The sequence below is a fragment of the Streptomyces tremellae genome (genome assembly GCF_039540215.1).
In the GTDB taxonomy this organism is placed as follows: domain Bacteria; phylum Actinomycetota; class Actinomycetes; order Streptomycetales; family Streptomycetaceae; genus Streptomyces; species Streptomyces tremellae.
The window spans coordinates 38,075-56,416 of record NZ_BAABEP010000015.1 but is presented as its reverse complement, the minus strand read 5'-3'; the positions used below and the strand labels follow the sequence as shown (position 1 = coordinate 56,416).

The 18,342-nt window shown below is 74.6% G+C and carries 14 protein-coding genes and 1 pseudogene; 10 read left to right on the top strand and 5 right to left on the bottom strand.

Annotation, left to right across the window (positions count from 1 at the left end; translation table 11 throughout):
* Positions 1-16 precede the first annotated feature (16 nt).
* From ABEA77_RS13615 to ABEA77_RS13585, 7 genes are all read left to right on the top strand, one after another.
* Positions 17-844 carry a TrmH family RNA methyltransferase gene (locus ABEA77_RS13615; protein ID WP_345645978.1) on the top strand — a complete coding sequence of 276 codons (828 nt, stop codon included), beginning with the start codon at positions 17-19 and terminating at the stop codon, positions 842-844.
* Between the two features lie 129 nt (positions 845-973).
* Positions 974-2,062 carry a sensor histidine kinase gene (locus ABEA77_RS13610; RefSeq protein WP_345645975.1) on the top strand — a complete coding sequence of 363 codons (1,089 nt, stop codon included), beginning with the start codon at positions 974-976 and terminating at the stop codon, positions 2,060-2,062.
* Between the two features lie 147 nt (positions 2,063-2,209).
* A complete protein-coding gene (gene pheS, locus ABEA77_RS13605; protein WP_345645972.1) occupies positions 2,210-3,340 on the top strand; it encodes a phenylalanine--tRNA ligase subunit alpha in 1,131 nt (376 codons plus the stop codon).
* Positions 3,340-5,868, top strand: a complete 2,529-nt coding sequence (gene pheT / locus ABEA77_RS13600; protein ID WP_345645969.1) for a phenylalanine--tRNA ligase subunit beta — start codon at positions 3,340-3,342, stop codon at positions 5,866-5,868. Before pheS ends, pheT begins: the two co-directional genes overlap by 1 nt.
* Before the next feature lie 344 nt (positions 5,869-6,212).
* Positions 6,213-6,485: a hypothetical protein gene (locus tag ABEA77_RS13595; protein ID WP_345645967.1), complete on the top strand. Its 273-nt coding sequence runs from the start codon at positions 6,213-6,215 to the stop codon at positions 6,483-6,485.
* A 110-nt stretch (positions 6,486-6,595) separates the two neighbouring features.
* On the top strand, positions 6,596-8,236 hold the full coding sequence (locus ABEA77_RS13590) for an AbgT family transporter (RefSeq protein ID WP_345645964.1): 1,641 nt from the start codon (positions 6,596-6,598) through the stop codon (positions 8,234-8,236).
* Positions 8,237-8,256: 20 nt separating this feature from the next.
* Positions 8,257-9,564 (top strand): amidohydrolase, encoded by a 1,308-nt coding sequence (locus tag ABEA77_RS13585; RefSeq protein ID WP_345645962.1) that lies wholly within the window; start codon positions 8,257-8,259, stop codon positions 9,562-9,564.
* 108 nt (positions 9,565-9,672) lie between these two features.
* Here the strand turns inward: ABEA77_RS13585 and ABEA77_RS13580 are convergent, their stop codons facing one another.
* Together ABEA77_RS13580 and ABEA77_RS13575 are read right to left on the bottom strand one after the other, a co-directional pair.
* Positions 9,673-10,545, bottom strand: coding sequence for a 3-hydroxybutyryl-CoA dehydrogenase (locus tag ABEA77_RS13580; protein ID WP_345645959.1), 873 nt, complete (start codon positions 10,543-10,545; stop codon positions 9,673-9,675).
* Positions 10,546-10,718: 173 nt separating this feature from the next.
* Entirely contained in the window at positions 10,719-11,615 is an 897-nt protein-coding gene (locus ABEA77_RS13575) for a DMT family transporter (RefSeq protein WP_345645956.1), read from the bottom strand.
* On the opposite strand from ABEA77_RS13575, the gene ABEA77_RS13570 reads away from it, so the two are divergent.
* Together ABEA77_RS13570 and ABEA77_RS13565 are read left to right on the top strand one after the other, a co-directional pair.
* Complete coding sequence (locus tag ABEA77_RS13570) at positions 11,614-13,080, top strand: aminotransferase-like domain-containing protein (protein ID WP_345645953.1); 1,467 nt, start codon at positions 11,614-11,616, stop codon at positions 13,078-13,080. The genes ABEA77_RS13575 and ABEA77_RS13570 overlap by 2 nt on opposite strands.
* A 917-nt stretch (positions 13,081-13,997) precedes the next feature.
* Complete coding sequence (locus tag ABEA77_RS13565; protein WP_345645950.1) at positions 13,998-14,225, top strand: hypothetical protein; 228 nt, start codon at positions 13,998-14,000, stop codon at positions 14,223-14,225.
* Between the two features lie 21 nt (positions 14,226-14,246).
* On the opposite strand, the gene recQ is transcribed toward ABEA77_RS13565, so the two are convergent.
* The 3 genes from recQ to ABEA77_RS13550 form a co-directional block, all read right to left on the bottom strand.
* Positions 14,247-16,202 carry a DNA helicase RecQ gene (gene recQ / locus ABEA77_RS13560; protein ID WP_345646134.1) on the bottom strand — a complete coding sequence of 652 codons (1,956 nt, stop codon included), beginning with the start codon at positions 16,200-16,202 and terminating at the stop codon, positions 14,247-14,249.
* 329 nt (positions 16,203-16,531) lie between these two features.
* Positions 16,532-16,948, bottom strand: a complete 417-nt coding sequence (locus tag ABEA77_RS13555) for a hypothetical protein (protein WP_345645948.1) — start codon at positions 16,946-16,948, stop codon at positions 16,532-16,534.
* A gap of 426 nt (positions 16,949-17,374) precedes the next feature.
* Positions 17,375-17,590 carry a hypothetical protein gene (locus ABEA77_RS13550; RefSeq protein ID WP_345645945.1) on the bottom strand — a complete coding sequence of 72 codons (216 nt, stop codon included), beginning with the start codon at positions 17,588-17,590 and terminating at the stop codon, positions 17,375-17,377.
* On the opposite strand from ABEA77_RS13550, the pseudogene ABEA77_RS33965 reads away from it, so the two are divergent.
* Positions 17,520-18,200, top strand: a pseudogene (locus ABEA77_RS33965) (MFS transporter); the annotation flags it as partial. The gene ABEA77_RS13550 and the pseudogene ABEA77_RS33965 sit on opposite strands and share 71 nt — an antisense overlap.
* Positions 18,201-18,342: the final 142 nt, after the last annotated feature.

Below are 18,342 nucleotides of genomic sequence, written 5' to 3'. Positions count from 1 at the left end.
TGAGAAGCCGCAGCCGATGGCCACCCCCGAGCTGATCTCCCCGCGCTCCGCGCGCGTCACGGCCGCACGGCGGCTCGCGAAGCGCTCCTTCCGCGCCAAGGGGCGCAGGTTCCTCGCCGAGGGGCCGCAGGCCGTACGGGAGGCCGTCGCCCACACCGCGGACGGGCACCCCACCCTGCTCGAACTGTTCGTCACCGCGGACGCGGCGGGGCGCCACGCGGACCTGGTCGCCGCGGCCCGCGCGGGCGGCGCCCTGATCCACCACGCGTCCGACGCCGTCGTCGCCGACCTCGCCGACACCGTCACCCCGCAGGGCCTGCTCGGCGTCTGCCGCTTCCTCGACACGCCCTTCGAGGACGTCGTGGCCGCCGGGCCGCGCCTGGTCGCCGTCCTCGCCCACGTACGCGACCCCGGCAACGCCGGGACGGTGCTGCGCTGCGCGGACGCCGCGGGCGCCGACGCGGTCGTCCTCACCGACGCCTCGGTCGACCCGTACAACCCGAAGGCAGTACGGGCCTCCGCCGGCTCCCTCTTCCACCTGCCGGTCGCCGTCGGCGTCCCCGTGGAGCGTGCCGTCGCAGGGCTGCGCGCCGCCGGGGTGCGCGTGCTCGCCGCGGACGGGGCGGGCGACGCCGACCTCGACACCGAACTCGACGCGGGCACCATGGACGCCCCCACTGCCTGGGTCTTCGGCAACGAGGCATGGGGCCTGCCCGCCGGGACCAGGGCCCTGGCCGACGCCGTGGTGCGGGTCCCGATCCACGGCAGGGCCGAGAGCCTGAACCTCGCCACCGCCGCCGCGGTCTGCCTCTACGCCTCCGCGCGCGCCCAGCGCACCGCGTAGCAGGCGCCTTTACGCCCCGGGGCACCCTCGGCGCAAGCGCGCCGCCGAACCACTTCGACGAAAAGTCAGGCCCTAGTACTCTTGCGCCCTCGGCACCCGTGTGCCGAATCGGGGAAGGGGCACAGGGGGATGACTGGCGGGGTGGACCCCGACGACCTGCCCGACGGACTGGTCGTCGCCGACGAGCGCGGACGGGTGGTCCGCTTCAACGCGGCGGCCACGCGCATCACCGGGCTGTCCGCCGAGACCGCGCTCGGCAGGCCGCTCGACCAGGCGCTGCCCCTCGAAGACCTCAAGGGCCGCCGCTGGTGGGCGCTGACCGACCCGTACGGCGGGCTCGCCATCCGGACCGGGCAGCCGGAGCGCAACCTGCTGCTGCCCGGCGGCGCCGAGGTGCTGGTCTCCGCCCGGTACGTGCGTGCCCGGCCCATAGGGCCGCTCAGCCGCGTCGTCATCTGCCTCCGGGGCACCGAGGCGCGGCGCCGCACCGAGCTGAGCCACGCGGAGCTGATCGCGACCGTCGCCCACGAGCTGCGCTCGCCCCTCACCTCGGTGAAGGGCTTCACGGCGACCCTGCTCGCGAAGTGGGAGCGCTTCACCGACGACCAGAAGCGGCTGATGCTGGAGACCGTCGACGCCGACGCCGACCGCGTCACCCGGCTGATCGCCGAACTCCTCGACATCTCCAGGATCGACTCGGGGCGCCTCGAAGTGCGCCGGCAGCCGGTCGACATCGCGGCCGCCGTGGGGCGCCACGTCCAGGCGTACACGGCCGCCGGCCAGCCGCCCGACCGGTTCCTCGTGCGGATACAGCAGCCGCTGCCCGACCTGTGGGCCGACCCCGACAAGATCGACCAGATACTGGGCAACCTGCTGGAAAACGCGGTGCGCCACGGCGGGGGGACTGTCACGATCGAGGTGGCGCCCGCCGAGCTGCGCACCGGCGGGGCGGAGGGCGCCGAGCACCCAGGAGCGACGCAGAAGGGGACGGCGGTCACCGTGTGCGACGAGGGGCCCGGGATCCCCGAGGAGTCGATGAACCGCGTCTTCACCCGCTTCTGGCGGGGCAGCAAGCGCGGCGGCACCGGGCTCGGCCTCTACATCGTCAAGGGCATCGTCGAGGCGCACGGCGGCACCATCACCGTCGGCAGGGGGCCGGGCGGCGGCGCCGAGTTCCGATTTGTCCTGCCCGTGGGCACGCCCGCCTTCCTGGCGTGAGCGGCCCGCGGGCCCTGCCACCTTCACCGGACCTTTAGACTCGGTCCCTGGCGCCTTCGCGCCCTCTGCGATCGGGAGCGATCGGGCGGTCGCGCCGCGTCGTTCTGGCATGGTCGTTCCGCCAGCCAATCGGAAGTACGGGAAGAGATGTCGGCACCCAACAAGTCGTACGACCCAGTCGAGGTCGAGGCACTGAAACCGGAAGAGATCGAGCGCATGCGGGACGAGGCGCTCGCCGCCTTCGCCGCCGCGGGCGACCTCGACGCGCTCGCCCACGCGAAGACCGCCCACACCTCGGGCACCTCGCCGCTCGCCCTCGCCAACCGGGAGATCGGCGCGCTCCCGCCGCAGGCCAAGGCCGAGGCGGGCAAGCGGGTCGGGCAGGCGCGCGGCGCCGTGAACAAGGCGCTCGCCGCCCGCCAGGCGGAGCTGGAGGCCGAGCGCGACGCGCGGGTCCTGGTGGAGGAGGCGGTCGACGTCACCCTCCCCTACGACCGCACGCCCGCAGGCGCCCGCCACCCGCTGACCACTTTCATGGAGCGGGTCGCCGACGTCTTCGTCGCGATGGGGTACGAGATCGCCGAGGGCCCCGAGGCCGAGGCCGAGTGGTTCAACTTCGACGCGCTGAACTTCCTGCCCGACCACCCCGCGCGCCAGATGCAGGACACCTTCTTCGTGCGCGGCGCCGACGGCGCGGCGGCCGAGGGCGAGTCCGGCGTGGTGCTGCGCACCCACACCTCGCCCGTGCAGGCGCGCGCCCTGCTGGAGCGCAGGCCCCCGGTCTACGTGGTGTGCCCCGGCCGGGTCTACCGCACCGACGAGCTCGACGCCACGCACACCCCGGTCTTCCACCAGATCGAGCTGCTCGCCGTCGACGAGGGCCTGACCATGGCGGACCTCAAGGGCACCCTGGACCACATGGTCCAGGCGCTGTTCGGGGCCGACCTGCGCACCCGCCTGCGGCCGAACTACTTCCCGTTCACCGAGCCGTCCGCCGAGATGGACATGGTCTGCTACGTGTGCCGCGGCGCGTCCGTCGGCAACCCCGACAGGCCCTGCCGCACCTGCGGCAGCGAGGGCTGGATCGAGCTGGGCGGCTGCGGCATGGTCAACCCCCACGTGCTGACCGCGTGCGGCGTCGACCCGCAGAAGTACAGCGGCTTCGCCTTCGGCTTCGGCATCGAGCGGATGCTCATGTTCCGCCACAACATCGAAGACATGCGAGACATGGTCGAGGGTGACGTCCGGTTCACCCGGCCCTTCGGGATGGAGATCTGATGCGGGTCCCGCTTTCCTGGCTGCGGGAGTACGTCGAGCTCCCCGCCACCGAGACCGGCCGCGACGTGCAGGCCAGACTGGTGTCCGCGGGTCTTGAGGTCGAGACGGTCGAACAGCTCGGCGCCGGCCTCAAGGGGCCGCTCGTCGTCGGCCAGGTCCGCGCCATCGAGGAGCTTGAGGGCTTCAAGAAGCCGATCCGCTTCTGCCACGTCGACGTGGGGGGCGCCAACCGCACGGGCGAGCTCCAGGAGATCGTCTGCGGCGCCCGCAACTTCGCCGTCGGCGACAAGGTCGTCGTGGTGCTGCCGGGCGCCGTCCTGCCCGGCGGCTTCGAGATCGCCGCGCGCACGACGTACGGCAAGGTCTCGCACGGCATGATCTGCTCGGCCGAGGAGCTCGGCATGGGCGACGACGGAACGCACGGCATCATCGTGCTGCCGCCGGAGTACGAGCCGGGCACCGACGCCATCGAGCTGCTCGAACTCGTCGACGAGGTCCTCGACATCGCCGTCACGCCCGACCGCGGCTACTGCCTGTCCATGCGCGGCATCGCCCGCGAGACCGCCACCGCCTACGGCCTCCCGCTGCGCGACCCCGCGCTGCTCGACGTGCCCGCACCCAACTCGTACGGCTACCCGGCGCAGGTCGCCGATCCGATCGGCTGCGACCGGATCACCCTGCGCACGGTCACCGGCATCCAGCCAGAGGCCCGCTCGCCGATCTGGCTCCAGCGCCGCCTCCAGAAGGCCGGCATGCGCGCCATCTCGCTCGCCGTCGACATCACCAACTACGTGATGCTGGAGCTCGGCCAGCCGCTGCACGCCTACGACCGCGGCACGCTCGAAGGCCCCGTCGGGGTGCGCCGCGCCGCCCCCGGCGAGAAGCTCACCACCCTCGACGGCACCGACCGCGTCCTCGACGCGCAGGACCTCGTCGTCACCGACGACCGCGGCCCCATCGGCCTGGCCGGCGTGATGGGCGGCGCGCACACCGAGATCGCCGACAGCGCCGCCGACGCCGAGACCGGCGAGACCGGTGGAACCACCTCCGTGGTCATCGAGGCCGCCCACTTCGACCCGGTCTCCATCGCGCGCACGGCACGCCGCCACAAGCTGTCGTCCGAGGCGTCCAAGCGCTTCGAGCGCGCCGTCGACCCGCTGGCGGGTCCCGCGGCCGCGCAGCGCACCGTCGACCTGCTGGTGCTGCTCGCCGGCGGCTCCGCGGAGGCCGGCGTCACCGAGATCATCGCGCCGTCCGCGCCGCACACCGTCGCCATGCCCGCCGACCACTGCGACCGCGTCGCGGGCGTCGCGTACGGCAGGGAGACCGTCGTGCGCAGGCTCCAGCAGGTCGGCTGCGACGTGTACGGGCAGGACGAGCTGATCGTCACCGTGCCTTCCTGGCGGCCCGACCTGCGTGAGCCCAACGACCTCGCGGAAGAGGTCATCCGGCTCGAAGGGTACGAGAACCTCCCGTCGACGCTGCCCACCCCGCCCTCGGGCCGGGGCCTGACCGAGCGGCAGCGGCTCCACCGCCGCGTCGGCCGCGCGCTCGCGGGCGCCGGCTACGTGGAGGCGCTGAGCTACCCCTTCCTCGGGCAGGGCGTCCTCGACCAGCTCGGCGTCCCCGCGGGCGACGCCCGCCGCAGGACGGTCACCCTCGTCAACCCGCTCTCCGACGAGGAGCCCGCGCTGCGCACCACGCTGCTGCCAGGGCTGCTCGGCGCGCTGCGCCGCAACGACGGGCGCGGCTCGCACGACCTCGCGCTGTTCGAGACGGGCCTCGTCTTCCAGCCCACCGGCGAGGAGCGCGTGGCCGAGCGGCTGCCGGTGGACCACCGGCCCACGGACGAGCAGCTCACCGCGCTCGACGCGGCCCTGCCGCACCAGCCGCGGCACGCTGCGGTCGTCCTCGCGGGCGCCCGCGAGCAGGCCGGCTGGTGGGGCAAGGGCCGCCCGGCCGACTGGGCCGACGCCGTCGAGGCCGCGCGCACCGCGGCCCGTGAGGCGGGCGTCGAACTCACCGTGCGGGCCGGCCAGTACGAGCCCTGGCACCCGGGCCGCTGCGCCGCGCTGTTCGCGGACGTCGACGGCGAGGAGCGGCTCGTCGGCCACGCGGGCGAGCTGCACCCGCGCGCCGTGAAGGCGCTCGGCCTGCCGGAGCGCACCTGTGCGGCCGAGATCGACCTCGACCTGGTCGAGCGGGCCGGTACGGGGCCGCTTGTGGCGCCGCGGATCTCGACGTTCCCCGTCGCCACGCAGGACGTCGCGCTCGTCGTCGACCGCGGGGTGCCCGCGGCGGACGTGGAGCGCGCGCTGCGCGAGGGCGCGGGCGCGCTGCTTGAGTCCGTCCGGCTGTTCGACGTCTTCGAGGGTGAGCAGATCGGGGCGGGCCGCAAGTCGCTCGCGTACGCGCTGCGGTTCCGCGCGGACGACCGGACGCTGACGGTCGAGGAGGCGACGGCGGCGCGCGACGCGGCGGTCGCGCTGGCGGCCGAGCGCACGGGGGCGGTGCTGCGGGGCGCCTGAGGGCGCGGCGCCCACCGAGCGGCGGGGCCGTCCCGCGTGGTCCGTCCACGCGGGACGGCCCCGCGGCCGTCTGCCGGGGCGCTGCGGGCGGCAGGCGCCGACCGCCCCGGCGCGGAGTGCCGGGCAGGTGGGCGGGGCGCACGGTGCGAGCGGGCCCGCGGGGACGGGGACGCGCGCCGTGACGCCCGCCTGGGAGTGGGAGAACCCGCCGGACGACCCCGACGTGTCCAGGGACGGGTCGGTGGCGGTACGGCCCGCCGCCGTCGAGGCGCTGCGCCCGGCCCGCGCCCACTACGAGCTGATGTGCCGCAGGACCGGCGTGCGTCGCGACGCACGCCCGCATCGTGCGCCTCCTCAAAGAGCAGACCGCGCCGCCGCGCGGCAGCGGCGGCGACGGCCTCGGCGGGGGACTGCACCGGGCGGCCGGCGGCCTCGTCGCGGCCGGCGGGATCCGCGCGTACGACGCGCACGCGCGGGGGCTCACGCAGCGCTGCTCCCGCCAGGCGCCGCGGCTCGCCGGGGGCCGGGTCCCCGCTGCGAACATGACGGCGGGGCTGTTGCTGCTGTACCACCTGCGCCCGGGGGTGACTGCGGCGGGCGGCCCCCGCCGCCCATAAGTCTCCCTTGGAGAAAGGCAAAGGCCCTTGACGGGCTGATCACCGGTTGATGTGCTCGGCATCGCACATCCGCCCATCCGGCGGACCGACTCCGGACGACGAGGACCCCGATGCCGACCGCGCAGCCCGACCAGCAGGCCACCGGCCGCGAGGAGCCCTCGGGCGGCACCCGGCTCGGCCGCTTCTTCGCCGTCGTCGACCGGATCGGCCGCCGGATCCCGCACCCCTTCCTCCTCTTCCTCTACCTGCTGATCGCGCTGGCCGTCGCGTCCGCGATCCTCGCTGCCTGTCACGCCACGGCCCAGGTGCCGGGCACCGCGAAGGCGGAGCCGGTGCGCAGCATCCTGTCCGTGGCGGGCATCCAGAACCTCCTGGACACCCTGGTCCCCAACTTCATCGGCTTCCCGCCGCTCGGCGTCGTCCTCGCCGTGCTGCTCGGCGTCGGGGTCGCGGAGCGCGCCGGGTTCCTCGGCACGGTGGTCGCCGTGGTCCTGACGAAGGTGCCGCGCGGCCTCATGCCGTACGCCGTCACCTTCATCGCGGCCCAGGGGCATGTGATGGGCGACGCGTCGATGGTGATCCTGCCGCCGCTCGCCGCGCTCGCGTTCCGCGCGGTGGGCCGCCACCCGATCGCCGGGATGATCGGCAGCTTCGCCTCCACCTCGGTGGGGTACGCCTCCGGCGTGCTGATCGGGGCGCTGGACGCCAACCTCTCCACGATCACGGCGTCCGTGGTGCCGCACGGCGTGCCCGTCGACACCTCCGTCGTCATGAACTACTTCTTCCAGGCCGCGGCCGGCCTCGTACTGCCGCTGCTGACCGGCTTCATCCTGGTCCGCTGGGTCGAGCCGACCCTGCCGGAACTGCCGCCCCGGGCACCGGAGCCCGAGCGGGGCGGGGCGCGGGCCGACACGGCTGCGCAGCCCGCCGCGTCCGACGAGTCCGCCGCGTCAGCGGGTCCGGCCGCGTCAGCGGGTCCCGTCGCCTCGGCCACGCCCGAGCAGCGGCGCGGCCTCCTGGTCGCCACCCTCGCCCTCGCGGCCTTCCTCGCCGCGGCCTTCTGCTGCTGGCTCGTCCCCGGCGGGCCGCTCCAGGGGCCGGGCGGCGCGCTGGTGAAGTCGCCGTTCTTCGGCGGCATCGTGCCGCTCGTGATGCTGTCGTTCCTGGTCTGCGGCATCGCGTACGGCATCCCCGCGGGGACGGTGCGGCGGCCCGCCGACGTGCCCCGGATGATGGGGGAGGCTCTCCAGTCGATGCTCGGCTACATCGTGATCGCCTTCACCGCGGGGCAGTTCATCGCCCTGTTCGACTGGAGCCACCTCGGCGACTACCTCGCGGTGCGGGGCGCGGACGGCCTGCGGGCCGCCCATGTGACCGGATTCTGGGCGCTGTTGCTGATGATGGCGTTCAGCGGACTGCTCTCGCTTGTGATCTTCTCGGGTGCCTCGCTGTGGACGGTGCTCGCCCCCGTCCTCGTGCCGATCTTCGTCGGGCTCGGTTTCCACCCCGGTGTCGTGCAGGCCGCCTACCGGGTCGGGGACTCCGTGACCCATCCCGTCTCGCCGCTGAACCCGTACGTGTACATGCTGGAGCTGTCGGCCCGCAGATACGACCCCGGGTTCACCCTGGGCGCCCTGTTCGCGCGGCTCAGCCTCTTCGTGGTGCCGGTCGCCGTGCTGTGGGCCGGGATCTTCGCCCTGTTCTACTTCGCGGGCATCCCCTTCGGGCCCGGCGTCCCGACCCGTCTGTGACCGTGAGAAAGGCGTACGCCATGCCGCATGACGACCACCCCGCCGCTGAGCCGGCGGCGGCGCCCGGTGCCACCGCCGTGCGCTGGCGACGTGACCTGCACCGCCACCCCGAGGTCGGCTTCACCGAGTTCCGCACGGCGAGCCGGGTCGCGGGCGCGCTCGCCGACCTCGGCTGGGAGATCCGCACCGGCGCCGACGCCCTCTCGCCCGGCGACCGCCTCGGCGTGCCGTCCGACGGAGAACTCGACGCCGCCTACCGGCGGGCCGCAGCCGAGGGCGCGGACGAGCGGTTCCTGCCCGCGATGAAGGGCGGAAGCACCGCCGTCGTCGCGACCTGGCGGGCGGCTGCGCCCGGCCCCCGTGTCGGGCTGCGCGCCGACCTCGACGCGCTGCCGCTGACCGAGTCCGCGGCCGGGTCCCACCTCCCGGCCCGCGAGGGGTTCAGGTCCTCGCACGAAGGAGTCATGCACGCCTGCGGACACGACGGCCATGTCGGCATGGCCGTCGAGCTCGCCGAGCGCCTGACCGCGGATCCGCCGCCGGCCGGCGCGGTGACCCTGCTGCTCCAGCCCGCGGAGGAGGGCGGCAGGGGAGCGCGCGCCATGGTCCCCGCGGGCGCCGCCGACAGTATCGACCTGCTGATCGCGCCCCACCTCGGGCTCAACCTGCCTACCGGTACGGTCGCCCCGTCCCTCGACGGGCTGCTCGCCAACTCCAAGATGCGGGCGGTCTTCCACGGCGTGGCCTCGCATGCCTCGCTCGCCCCGCACGAGGGCCGCAGCGCCCTGCTCGGCGCGGCGGCCGCCACCCTCGCGGTGCACGCGGCTCCCCGCGTCCCCGGCCACGAGACGAGGGTCGCGGTCGGCCGGATCAGCGGCGGCACGTCGAGCAACATCGTGCCGGACCGCGCCGAGATGCTGCTGGAGACCAGGGCCGACGACGGCGCCGTCAACGAGGACCTGGAGGCGCGGGTGCGGACCGCGCTGCACGGCGCCGCCGCGACCTACGGCCTCACCGTGGACATCGACCTGATCGGCGGCGTCACCACGGCGCGCGCCGACCGCGCCGCCGTCGACCTGGTCGAGGCGGCGGCAGCGGCCGAGGGCCTGCGGCTGGTCGCCGCGCGCGCCGAGGACGGCGTGGCCAGCGACGACGCCACCGCGTTCATGCGCCGGGTGCAGGAGCGCGGCGGCGCCGCCTCGTACATCGGCATCGGCGCGACCCTCGCGGCCCCGCACCACACCCCGGCCTTCGACCTCGACGAGGCGGCACTGCCGCTGGGCGTCGCCCTGCTGGAGAACCTGGTACGCCGGGCACTGGCCGGCTGAGAGGGCGGCTGCCCGGCGCGCACGGGACGCGGCCGTACGGCGTGCACGGGACACGGCCGTACGGCGTGCACGGCACGCGGCCCTACGGCCGCCGGGCCTTACGGCGCCTCAGGCGTACGAGTAGAAGCCGAAGTTGGTCTTGCGGCCGAGGCGGCCCGCGTCGACCATGCGCTGGAGCAGCGGGGGAGCGGCGTACAGCGGCTCCTTGAACTCGGTGTACATCGAGTCCGCCACCGAGGCGACCGTGTCGAGGCCGATGAGGTCGCTGAGCTTCAGGGGGCCCATGGGGTGGGCGCAGCCGAGTTCCATGCCGTTGTCGATGTCCTCGCGGCTGGCGATCCCCGACTCGAACATCCGGATCGCGGCCAGCAGATACGGGATCAGCAGGGCGTTCACCACGAAGCCCGAGCGGTCCTGGGCGCGGATCGCGTGCTTGCCGAGCGCGCCGCCGACCAGCGCCTCGGCGCGCGTCAGCGTCTCGTCGGACGTGGTCAGCGCGGGGATGAGCTCCACCAGCCGCTGCACGGGCGCGGGGTTGAAGAAGTGGATGCCGATGACCTGGTCGGGGCGCGAGGTCGCGACGGCGAGGCGCACCAGGGGGATGGAGGACGTGTTCGACGCGAGGATCGCGTCGGGGCGCGTCACCACCTGGTCGAGCACCCGGAAGATCTCCGTCTTGACCTGCTCGTTCTCCACCACCGCCTCGATCACCAGGTCCCGGTCGGCGAACTCGCCGAGGTCCGTGGTGTAGGTGAGGCGGCCCAGCGTGTCGTCCCGCTGGGCCTCGGTGATCTTGCCGCGCTCCGCCGCCTTCGTGAGCGACGAGACGATCCGGGTACGACCGATCTCCAGGGCCTCTCCCGTGGTCTCCGCGACCATCACCTCAAGGCCGCTGCGCGCGGCCACTTCGGCGATGCCGGCCCCCATCTGTCCGCAGCCCACCACCCCGACGCGGGAGATGTCGGTCCTTGTGTCGGTCACGTCGAGCCCCTCACTGATCGGTGTCTGAGCCGCCCGCCGCGTCCTTCCCGGGGGCGCCCCGGAGACGTTACCCCGCACTCCGGCGCACGGCGGCTTGGGGAGGGGGCGCGTACGGCCGCATATGCGCCGGTGGCCGGGCGCGGGCATGGTCACGGGCGCCGCGGCCGGCCCCGTCAGGCGCGGGCCCGCTGGGTCACCGTGATGCAGACCAGCACGGCCACCGCGGCCACCACGGCGACAGGACCCAGGCGCTCGCCGAGCAGCAGCACCGACCAGAGGAGCGTCAGCAGCGGCTGCGCCAGCTGGAGCTGGCTGGCCCTCGCCACCCCGATCGCCGCCATCCCCCGGTACCAGACGTACAGGCCGCAGAAGGTGGAGCCCGCGGCCACCCAGACCAGGCCGGCGACGCCGTGCTCCGTCAGGCGGACCGGCTCGTACGCGAGCGCCACCGCGCCGCCCGCGACGGCCAGGGGCAGCGAGCCCGCCAGGGCCCACCCGACGACCTGCCAGCCGGGCAGCTCCCGCGCCAGCCTGCCGCCCTCCGCGTAGCCCGCGGCGCACACCAGCAGCGCGCAGAACAGGTACAGGTCGGCGGTGGAGAACCCACCGCCGCTCTGCTGCACCGCGAAGGCGATCACCACGGCGGCGCCCGCGAACGCCCCGTACCAGAAGGTCCGCGAGGGGGAGCGGTGCCCGCGCACCGCCCCGTAGACGGCGGTCGTCAGCGGCAGCAGCCCCACCACCACGGCCGCGTGCGAGGTGCTCGACGTGCCGAGCGCGAGCGTGGTGAGCAGCGGGAAGCCGATGACCGTGCCGCCCGCCACCACCGCGAGCGGCGCCCAGTGCCGCCGCTGAGGCAGCGGCACCCGGCGTCCCGCGAGGAAGGCGAGCGCGATCAGCGCCGCCAGGACCGTCCGCAGGGCGGCGAGCGACCAGGGGCCGAAGCTCTCCAGGCCCCAGGCGGTGGACGGGAGGGTGAGGGAGAAGGCCGCGACACCGGCGGCCGCCTGGAGGAGGCCACCGCGTACCGATATCGGAGCGGCGGCAATAGCGCTATTCTCTGCTGTCATGTATGAGCGTAGCAGTGCGACAGTCGGCGAGCCCAACAGCGTGGATTCCCTGGCTGTGGCGCTCAGGCGGGAACTCGACCGCTATCCCGTAGGTGGAAAGCTGCCGTCCAGCAGGGAGCTGGTGGAACGCCATCGCGTCTCGCCGGTCACGGTGTCCCGCGCGCTCGCCCGGCTGGTCGCGGAGGGCCTTGTCGTCACCCGGCCGGGCGCGGGCGCCTTCCGCGCGGCGGGCCGGGCCGCCCCCGCGCGGCCGGGTGACACGTCCTGGCAGGAGGTCGCGCTGAGCGCGGACGCCGCGGCGGACGGCGTGCCGCGCGCCGTCGACGCCTCGGGCGTACTGGCCACGCTCGCCGCGCCGCCCCCCGGCGTGATCGAGTTCAACAGCGGCTATCTGCACCCCGCGCTCCAGCCCGAGCGGGCGATGGCCGCCGCGCTCGCCCGCGCGGGCCGCCGCCCCGGCGCCTGGGGCAGGCCCCCGGCCGACGGGCTGCCCGAGCTGCGCGAGTGGTTCGCCCGAGGCGTCGGCGACACCTGGACGGCCGCGGACGTGCTGGTCACCGCGGGCGGCCAGGCCGCGCTGACCACGGCGCTGCGGGCGCTCGCCCCGCCCGGCGCGCCCGTCCTCGTGGAGTCCCCGACCTACCCGGGGCTGCTCGCCGCCGCCCGCGCCTCGGGGCTGCGGCCCGTACCGGTGCCGGTCGACGCCGAGGGGCTGCGGCCCGACCTGCTCGCGGACGCGTTCCGGGCCAGCGCCGCGCGTGTGCTGGTGTGCCAACCGCTGTTCCAGAACCCGACGGGCGCGGTGCTCTCGGCCGCCCGCCGCCCCGAGGTGGTACGGGTCGCGCGCGAACACGGCGCCTTCGTCGTCGAGGACGACTTCGTCCGCCGCCTCGCCCACCGGGACGCGGGCCCGCTGCCCCGCCCGCTCGCCGCCGACGACCCGGACGGCGTCGTCGTCCACGTCAACTCCCTCACGAAGGCCACCTCGCCGAGCATGCGGGTGGCGGCGCTCGCCGCCAGGGGACCGGCGCGCGAGCGGCTGCGCGCCCTCCATGTCGTCGACACCTTCTTCGTGCCGCGGCCGCTCCAGGAGGCGGCGCTCGAACTCGTCGGCGCCGCCGCCTTCCACCGCCACCTCAAGGCGGTCGCCGCCGAACTGGCCGTCCGCCGCCAGGCGTTGGTGGCGGCGCTGCGCGCGGAGCTGCCGGGACTCGCGCTCCCGCACGTGCCGTACGGCGGCTACCACCTGTGGCTCGGCCTGCCCGCGGGCACCGCCGAGCAGGACCTCGCCGCGGTCGCCCTGCGCGCCGGTGTCGCCGTCGCGCCGGGCCGCCCGTACTTCGGCACGGAGCCGCCCGGCCCGCACATCCGTCTCAGCTTCGCGGGTGTGTCGGGCATCGCGGAGATCACGGAGGGGGTTCAGCGGCTGCGGCGGGCGTACGAGGAGACGGCCGTGGCGGTATGAGCGCGGGCCGCCTGCGCACCGCGCCCGCGCCCCCCGGCCGGCCCGGCGCCCCTCGCGCGGGGGCGCGGATGCGGTCAGGCCGGGCCCGTCACGGCGGATGACGATCGTGATCTCCGCCGCGAAGGTCTCGGCCGACTCGCCCCCGGGGGGCTCGTCGAGGAGCCGTCCCGTCGTCGGGTAGCGGCCGGTCGCGAGCTGTCTGGCGAGGTACGCGCCCACCGTCTCCTGCCGCTGCCGCTGCCGCTGCCGCTCGTCGGTGCCGGTCTCGCGCCCGAGGCGCCGCTCCGTCACCTCGTTGCGCACCGCCCCGACCAGGCAGGCGTGCTGTCGACGGTGCCCGACAGCGCCGTGCGCTGGAACCACCGCCTGACCGGCGTGGAGGCGCTGCGAGGCGGCGGCTACCGGCTGGCCTTCGCCGACGGCTCCCGGGCCGAGTGCGACGTCCTCGTCTGCGCGGACGGTCTGCGCGGACGGCGGGCGCTCCCGCATCCGGCCGCTCCTCACGGACGCCCGGCCGATCCACCTCTCCGCCTATCTCCAGCTGACGATCACCGACGCGGACCGGCGGCGGCCCCGCGTGGCGGACTCCGTCGGCCCCGGCAGCCTGATGGCGCTCGGCGGCAACCTCAACCTGGGGCACAGCGGTCCGGCGACGGCACCATCCGCGTCTCGGTGTCCGTGCGGGCCGACGCGGACTGGATCGAACGCGGGGGGTCCGACGGCGGGGAGCGGGACGACACGCTGGCGCGGCTCCACGGCCTCTTCGCCGGCTGGGCCCCTGAGCTGACCGGGCTGATCGACGCCTGCGACCCCGGATCGCTCGTCGGGCGCACCATCGAGGCTCTGCCGGTCGGCACCCGGTGGGAGCCCCACCCGGACGTCACCCTGCTCGGCGACGCCGCCCATCTGATGCCCCGGTGGGCGAGGGCGCCAACCAGGCGATGCTCGACGGCGTCCTGCTGGCCCGCGCGCTCGCAGGGACCGCCGACGACCCGGCCGCGGCGATCGCCGCCTACGAGAGCGAGATGCTGGACCGCGCGGCGGCGGTCGGGGCCGAGTCGTCCCGGATGGAGCAGATGGGCCTCGCACCCGACGCCGCCGAGCGCCTGGCCGCCCTCTTCGGCCGGCGCGCGCAGGCCGAGTAGGGCACAGCCGGGGCGCGGTGCTCAGACCCGGTCGTCGGGGAAGGGGTCGTCGTCAGGGAACGGCTCGTCGGGGAAGGGGTCCTCGGGCGGGTCGTCGGGAAACGGGTCCTCGTCCATCGGCGGGTTGCTCGCCGGGGGCGCTGCCGAGGACCCTGGGCCCTCGTCCGCGCCGAAGGTGTCGAGGATCGACTGGCCGTACTTGGCCAGCTTGTTCTCCCCCACGCCGCTGATGCCGCTCAGCGCGCCCAGCGTCGCCGGCTTCGCCAGCGCGATCTCCCGCAGCGTCGCGTCGTGGAAGATCACATACGCCGGGACGCCCTGCTCCTTAGCCGTCGCCGCGCGCCAGGCGCGCAGCGCCTCGAACACCTCGGCCGCCTCCTGCGGCAGCTCCACCGCAGCGGCGCGCCCGCGCCCGCCAGAACCGGAACCGCCGCTGGAGCCGGAGCGCCCGGCCTTCGCCACCCGCTCGGGCTCCTTGCGCAGGGTCACCGTGCGCTGCCCGCCGAGCACCTCGGAGCTCTCGGGCGTCAGCACGAGCGTGCTGTACTCGCCCTCGACCGCGAGCAGCCCCTGCGACAGCAACTGCCGTGCGACGCTGCGCCACTGGGCGTCCGTGAGGTCCGCGCCGATGCCGAAGACGCTGAGCGCGTCGTGGTCGAACTGGATGACCTTCGCGGTCTTCCTGCCCAGCAGGATGTCCACGGCCTGGCCCACCCCGAACTTCTGGTTGCGCTCGCGCTTGAGCCGCACCACCGTCGACAGCAGCTTCTGCGCGGGGACTGTGCCGTCCCAGGAGGCGGGCGGCGACAGGCAGGTGTCGCAGTTGCCGCAGGGTTCGCTCTTCTGCCCGAAGTAGTCGAGCAGTCGCACCCTGCGGCACTCGACCGTCTCGCACAGGGCGAGCATCGCGTCGACGTGCTCGGCGAGCCGTCGCCGGTGCGCGGCGTCACCCTCCGAGGTGTCGATCATCTTCCGCTGCTGCACGACGTCCTGGTAGCCGTAGGCGAGCCACGCCGTGGACGGCAGGCCGTCACGCCCCGCGCGCCCGGTCTCCTGGTAGTAGCCCTCCACCGACTTCGGCAGGTCGAGGTGGGCCACGAACCGCACGTCCGGCTTGTCGATGCCCATGCCGAACGCGATGGTCGCGACCATGACGAGGCCGTCCTCGCGCAGGAAGCGCGCCTGGTTCTCCTGGCGCACCCGCGCGTCCAGGCCCGCGTGGTACGGCAGCGCCCGCACGCCGTTCTTCACGAGGAACTCCGCGGTCTTCTCGACCGAGGAGCGCGAGAGGCAGTACACGATGCCCGCGTCGCCCTCGTGCTCCGACCGCAGCAGCTGGAGAAGCTGGCGGCGCGGCTCGTTCTTCGGGGCGATCCGGTACTGGATGTTCGGCCGGTCGAAGCTCGCCACGAAGTGCCGCGCGTCCTGGAGCTTCAGCCGGGACGCGATCTCCGCGTGCGTGGCCTCCGTCGCCGTCGCGGTCAGCGCGACGCGCGGCACGTCGGGCCACCGCTCGTGCAGCGCGGAAAGCGCCAGGTAGTCGGGGCGGAAGTCGTGTCCCCACTGGGCGACGCAGTGCGCCTCGTCGATCGCGAACAGCGAGATGGCGCCGCGCTCCAGCAGCCGCACCGTCGACTCGACGCGCAGCCGCTCGGGTGCGAGGTAGAGCAGGTCGAGCTCGCCCGCGAGGAACTCGGCCTCCACCAGCCTGCGCTCGTCCAGGTCCTGGGTGGAGTTGAGGAAGCCGGCCCGCACACCGAGCGCGCGCAGCGCGTCCACCTGGTCCTGCATGAGGGCGATCAGCGGTGACACGACGACGCCCGTGCCCCGGCGCACCAGGGCGGGGATCTGGTAGCACAGCGACTTGCCGCCGCCGGTGGGCATGAGCACGAGGGCGTCCCCACCGCCCACCACGTGGTCGATGATCTCCTGCTGGCTGCCGCGGAAGGCGTCGTACCCGAACACCCGGTGCAGCACGTCGAGCGCGCCGCCGCGCGCCGCCTCCGCGGCGACGCGCCCTGCGCCCTCGCCTGCGGTGCCGTCCGCCGCGTGGTCCTGGTCGATACGGGGGGTCTCGAACTCTGGAGCGCTCACGGGCCCGAGTCTAGGGGCGGGGTACGACAGCGGCGGACGGGCCCGCGTCCGGAGCCCCGCGACACCGGCCCCGCCCACCGGCCCCCGCGACACCGGCCCCGCCCACCGGCCCCCGCGACACCGGCCCCGCACGCCGGGAGCCCCGTCCGGAGTGTGTTCCGGCCGGGGCTCCCGGTGCGTCGGACGGTGCGCGCCCTGCGGGCGCTGCCGCGTCAGGCGGCGGTGTCGTGCGTCAGCTGCGTGCTGCGTGCCGCGGACTCCGCGGGACGCACCTCGAGCGCGTGCACCACGCGCTCGGTGCCCAGCTCGTGGGCCGTCAGGTCGCCGAGGGCCGCGGCGACGAACGCCGCGCCTGCCGCGAACACCAGCCAGGTCAGAGTCGTACCGCTGAAGACCAGCGAGGCGATCAGCGACCACAGGCCGACGGCGGCGAGCACGCCGTGTCCGGCCCTGGCCGATGTCCTGCGGGCCAGGAGCAGCCCGGCGACGCCGGCGACGGTCACCGCGGTGGACACGCCGAAGCCGAGCCAGCCGGCGACGGGAGCGGTGAACGCCATCGCGGAGACGGCGAGGAAACCGCCCGCGAGAACGGCGAACGAGTTGAGCGCGAAGCGAGGGCTGAGAGCCATCGGTGAAACACCTCCTTGGTACCGCGACCTCGCGGCACCGCTGTGCAGAACAAGGAAGTGGGTCGTCACGGGGCGCGTCCTGCGCGCCGGGGGCGGCTCGCTTGCCTCCGGATCCCCACCGGAGGCACTTATCACCAACCGCGCGGCCCCGCTCCGCATGCCCTGATCCGACCCCTATGTGCGTGGTGTGCGTCACACCTGTTTCGGATGCCGACACGGCCGCCTCCGCGAACGGTTCACGCCGCGCCGCACCCGCGCCCGCCGCCGTTCGCGCCCGCCGGCCCCTCGCCGCGGGCCCGCGGAAATTCCTCCGGAACGACATCTTCTCCCTCCGGCGGAGCCGGGCGCAGCTTCCTTGCACAGATACTTCGGGCGCCAGATGGTACGGAGACCCAAGTGGCCGGAACGGGAACCCCCCCAGACGACTCACCGGGCCCCGGCGACACCCCGGGCGAGGTCCTGCTCGCGCTCGGCGGGCGCCTCCCCCGATTGCAGACGGAGATCCTGGCCGGACTGCCGCAGCCGCTCACGATCAGGCAGTTCCGCATCCTCTCCAGGGTCGACAACGGACATGCCGTCCCTGACGGCACTGTCGAAACTGGCCCGGCGCAATCTCTCCACGATGTCGGAGAGCGTCGACAAGCTCGTGACCCTGGGACTGCTCTCCCGCACCGCCTCCGAAACGAGCCGCCGCACCATGCGCCTGGCCCTCACCCCGGCCGGACGCACCGCGCTCGAAGCGGGCAAAAGGGCCCTGGGGAAGTTCACTTCGGAACTGACCACCCATATGCCGCGGGAGCTCCAGGACCAGGTCCTGCCGGCACTTCGGCAGGTGTACATCGAGAGCTCGGTGCTCCTTCTCGGCATGCCGGACGGCGCGGCCGCCGCGGGCGTGGTCTCCGACCGGCTGGGACGCAAATTCCCGCTCGCCGCCTGCCTGTTGGTGTTCGCCGGTTTCTCACTGCTCGCGGCGCTCTCCTGGGGCTATCCGTCGCTCATGGCGGCCCGCTTCCTCCAGGGCATCGGGCTCGGCGCCGAAATCGCCGTCGTCCTCCCGTACATCACCGAATTCGTGCCCTCACGGCTGCGGGCCCCGCTCGTCACCACGGCGACCGGATCCTGGCTGACCGGCCTGCCGGTCGCCGGGGTGGCGGGCGCCGCGGTGGTGCCGTCCCTCGGCTGGCGTGCCATGTTCGTGATCGGGGTCGCGCCGGTCCTGGTGAGCGCGGCCGTCGCGCTCGCCCTCCCGGAGCCGGTGCGCTACCTGCTGCGCGAGCGGTGCGAGGACGACGCGCGGCGCGTCGTCCTCGCGCTGACCCGAAGCGGCGCGGGGGCCGCGGGACGCGCCGCGCCGTACGTCTCCCCGCAGCGCGAGGCGCCTGCGGACGCCGGCC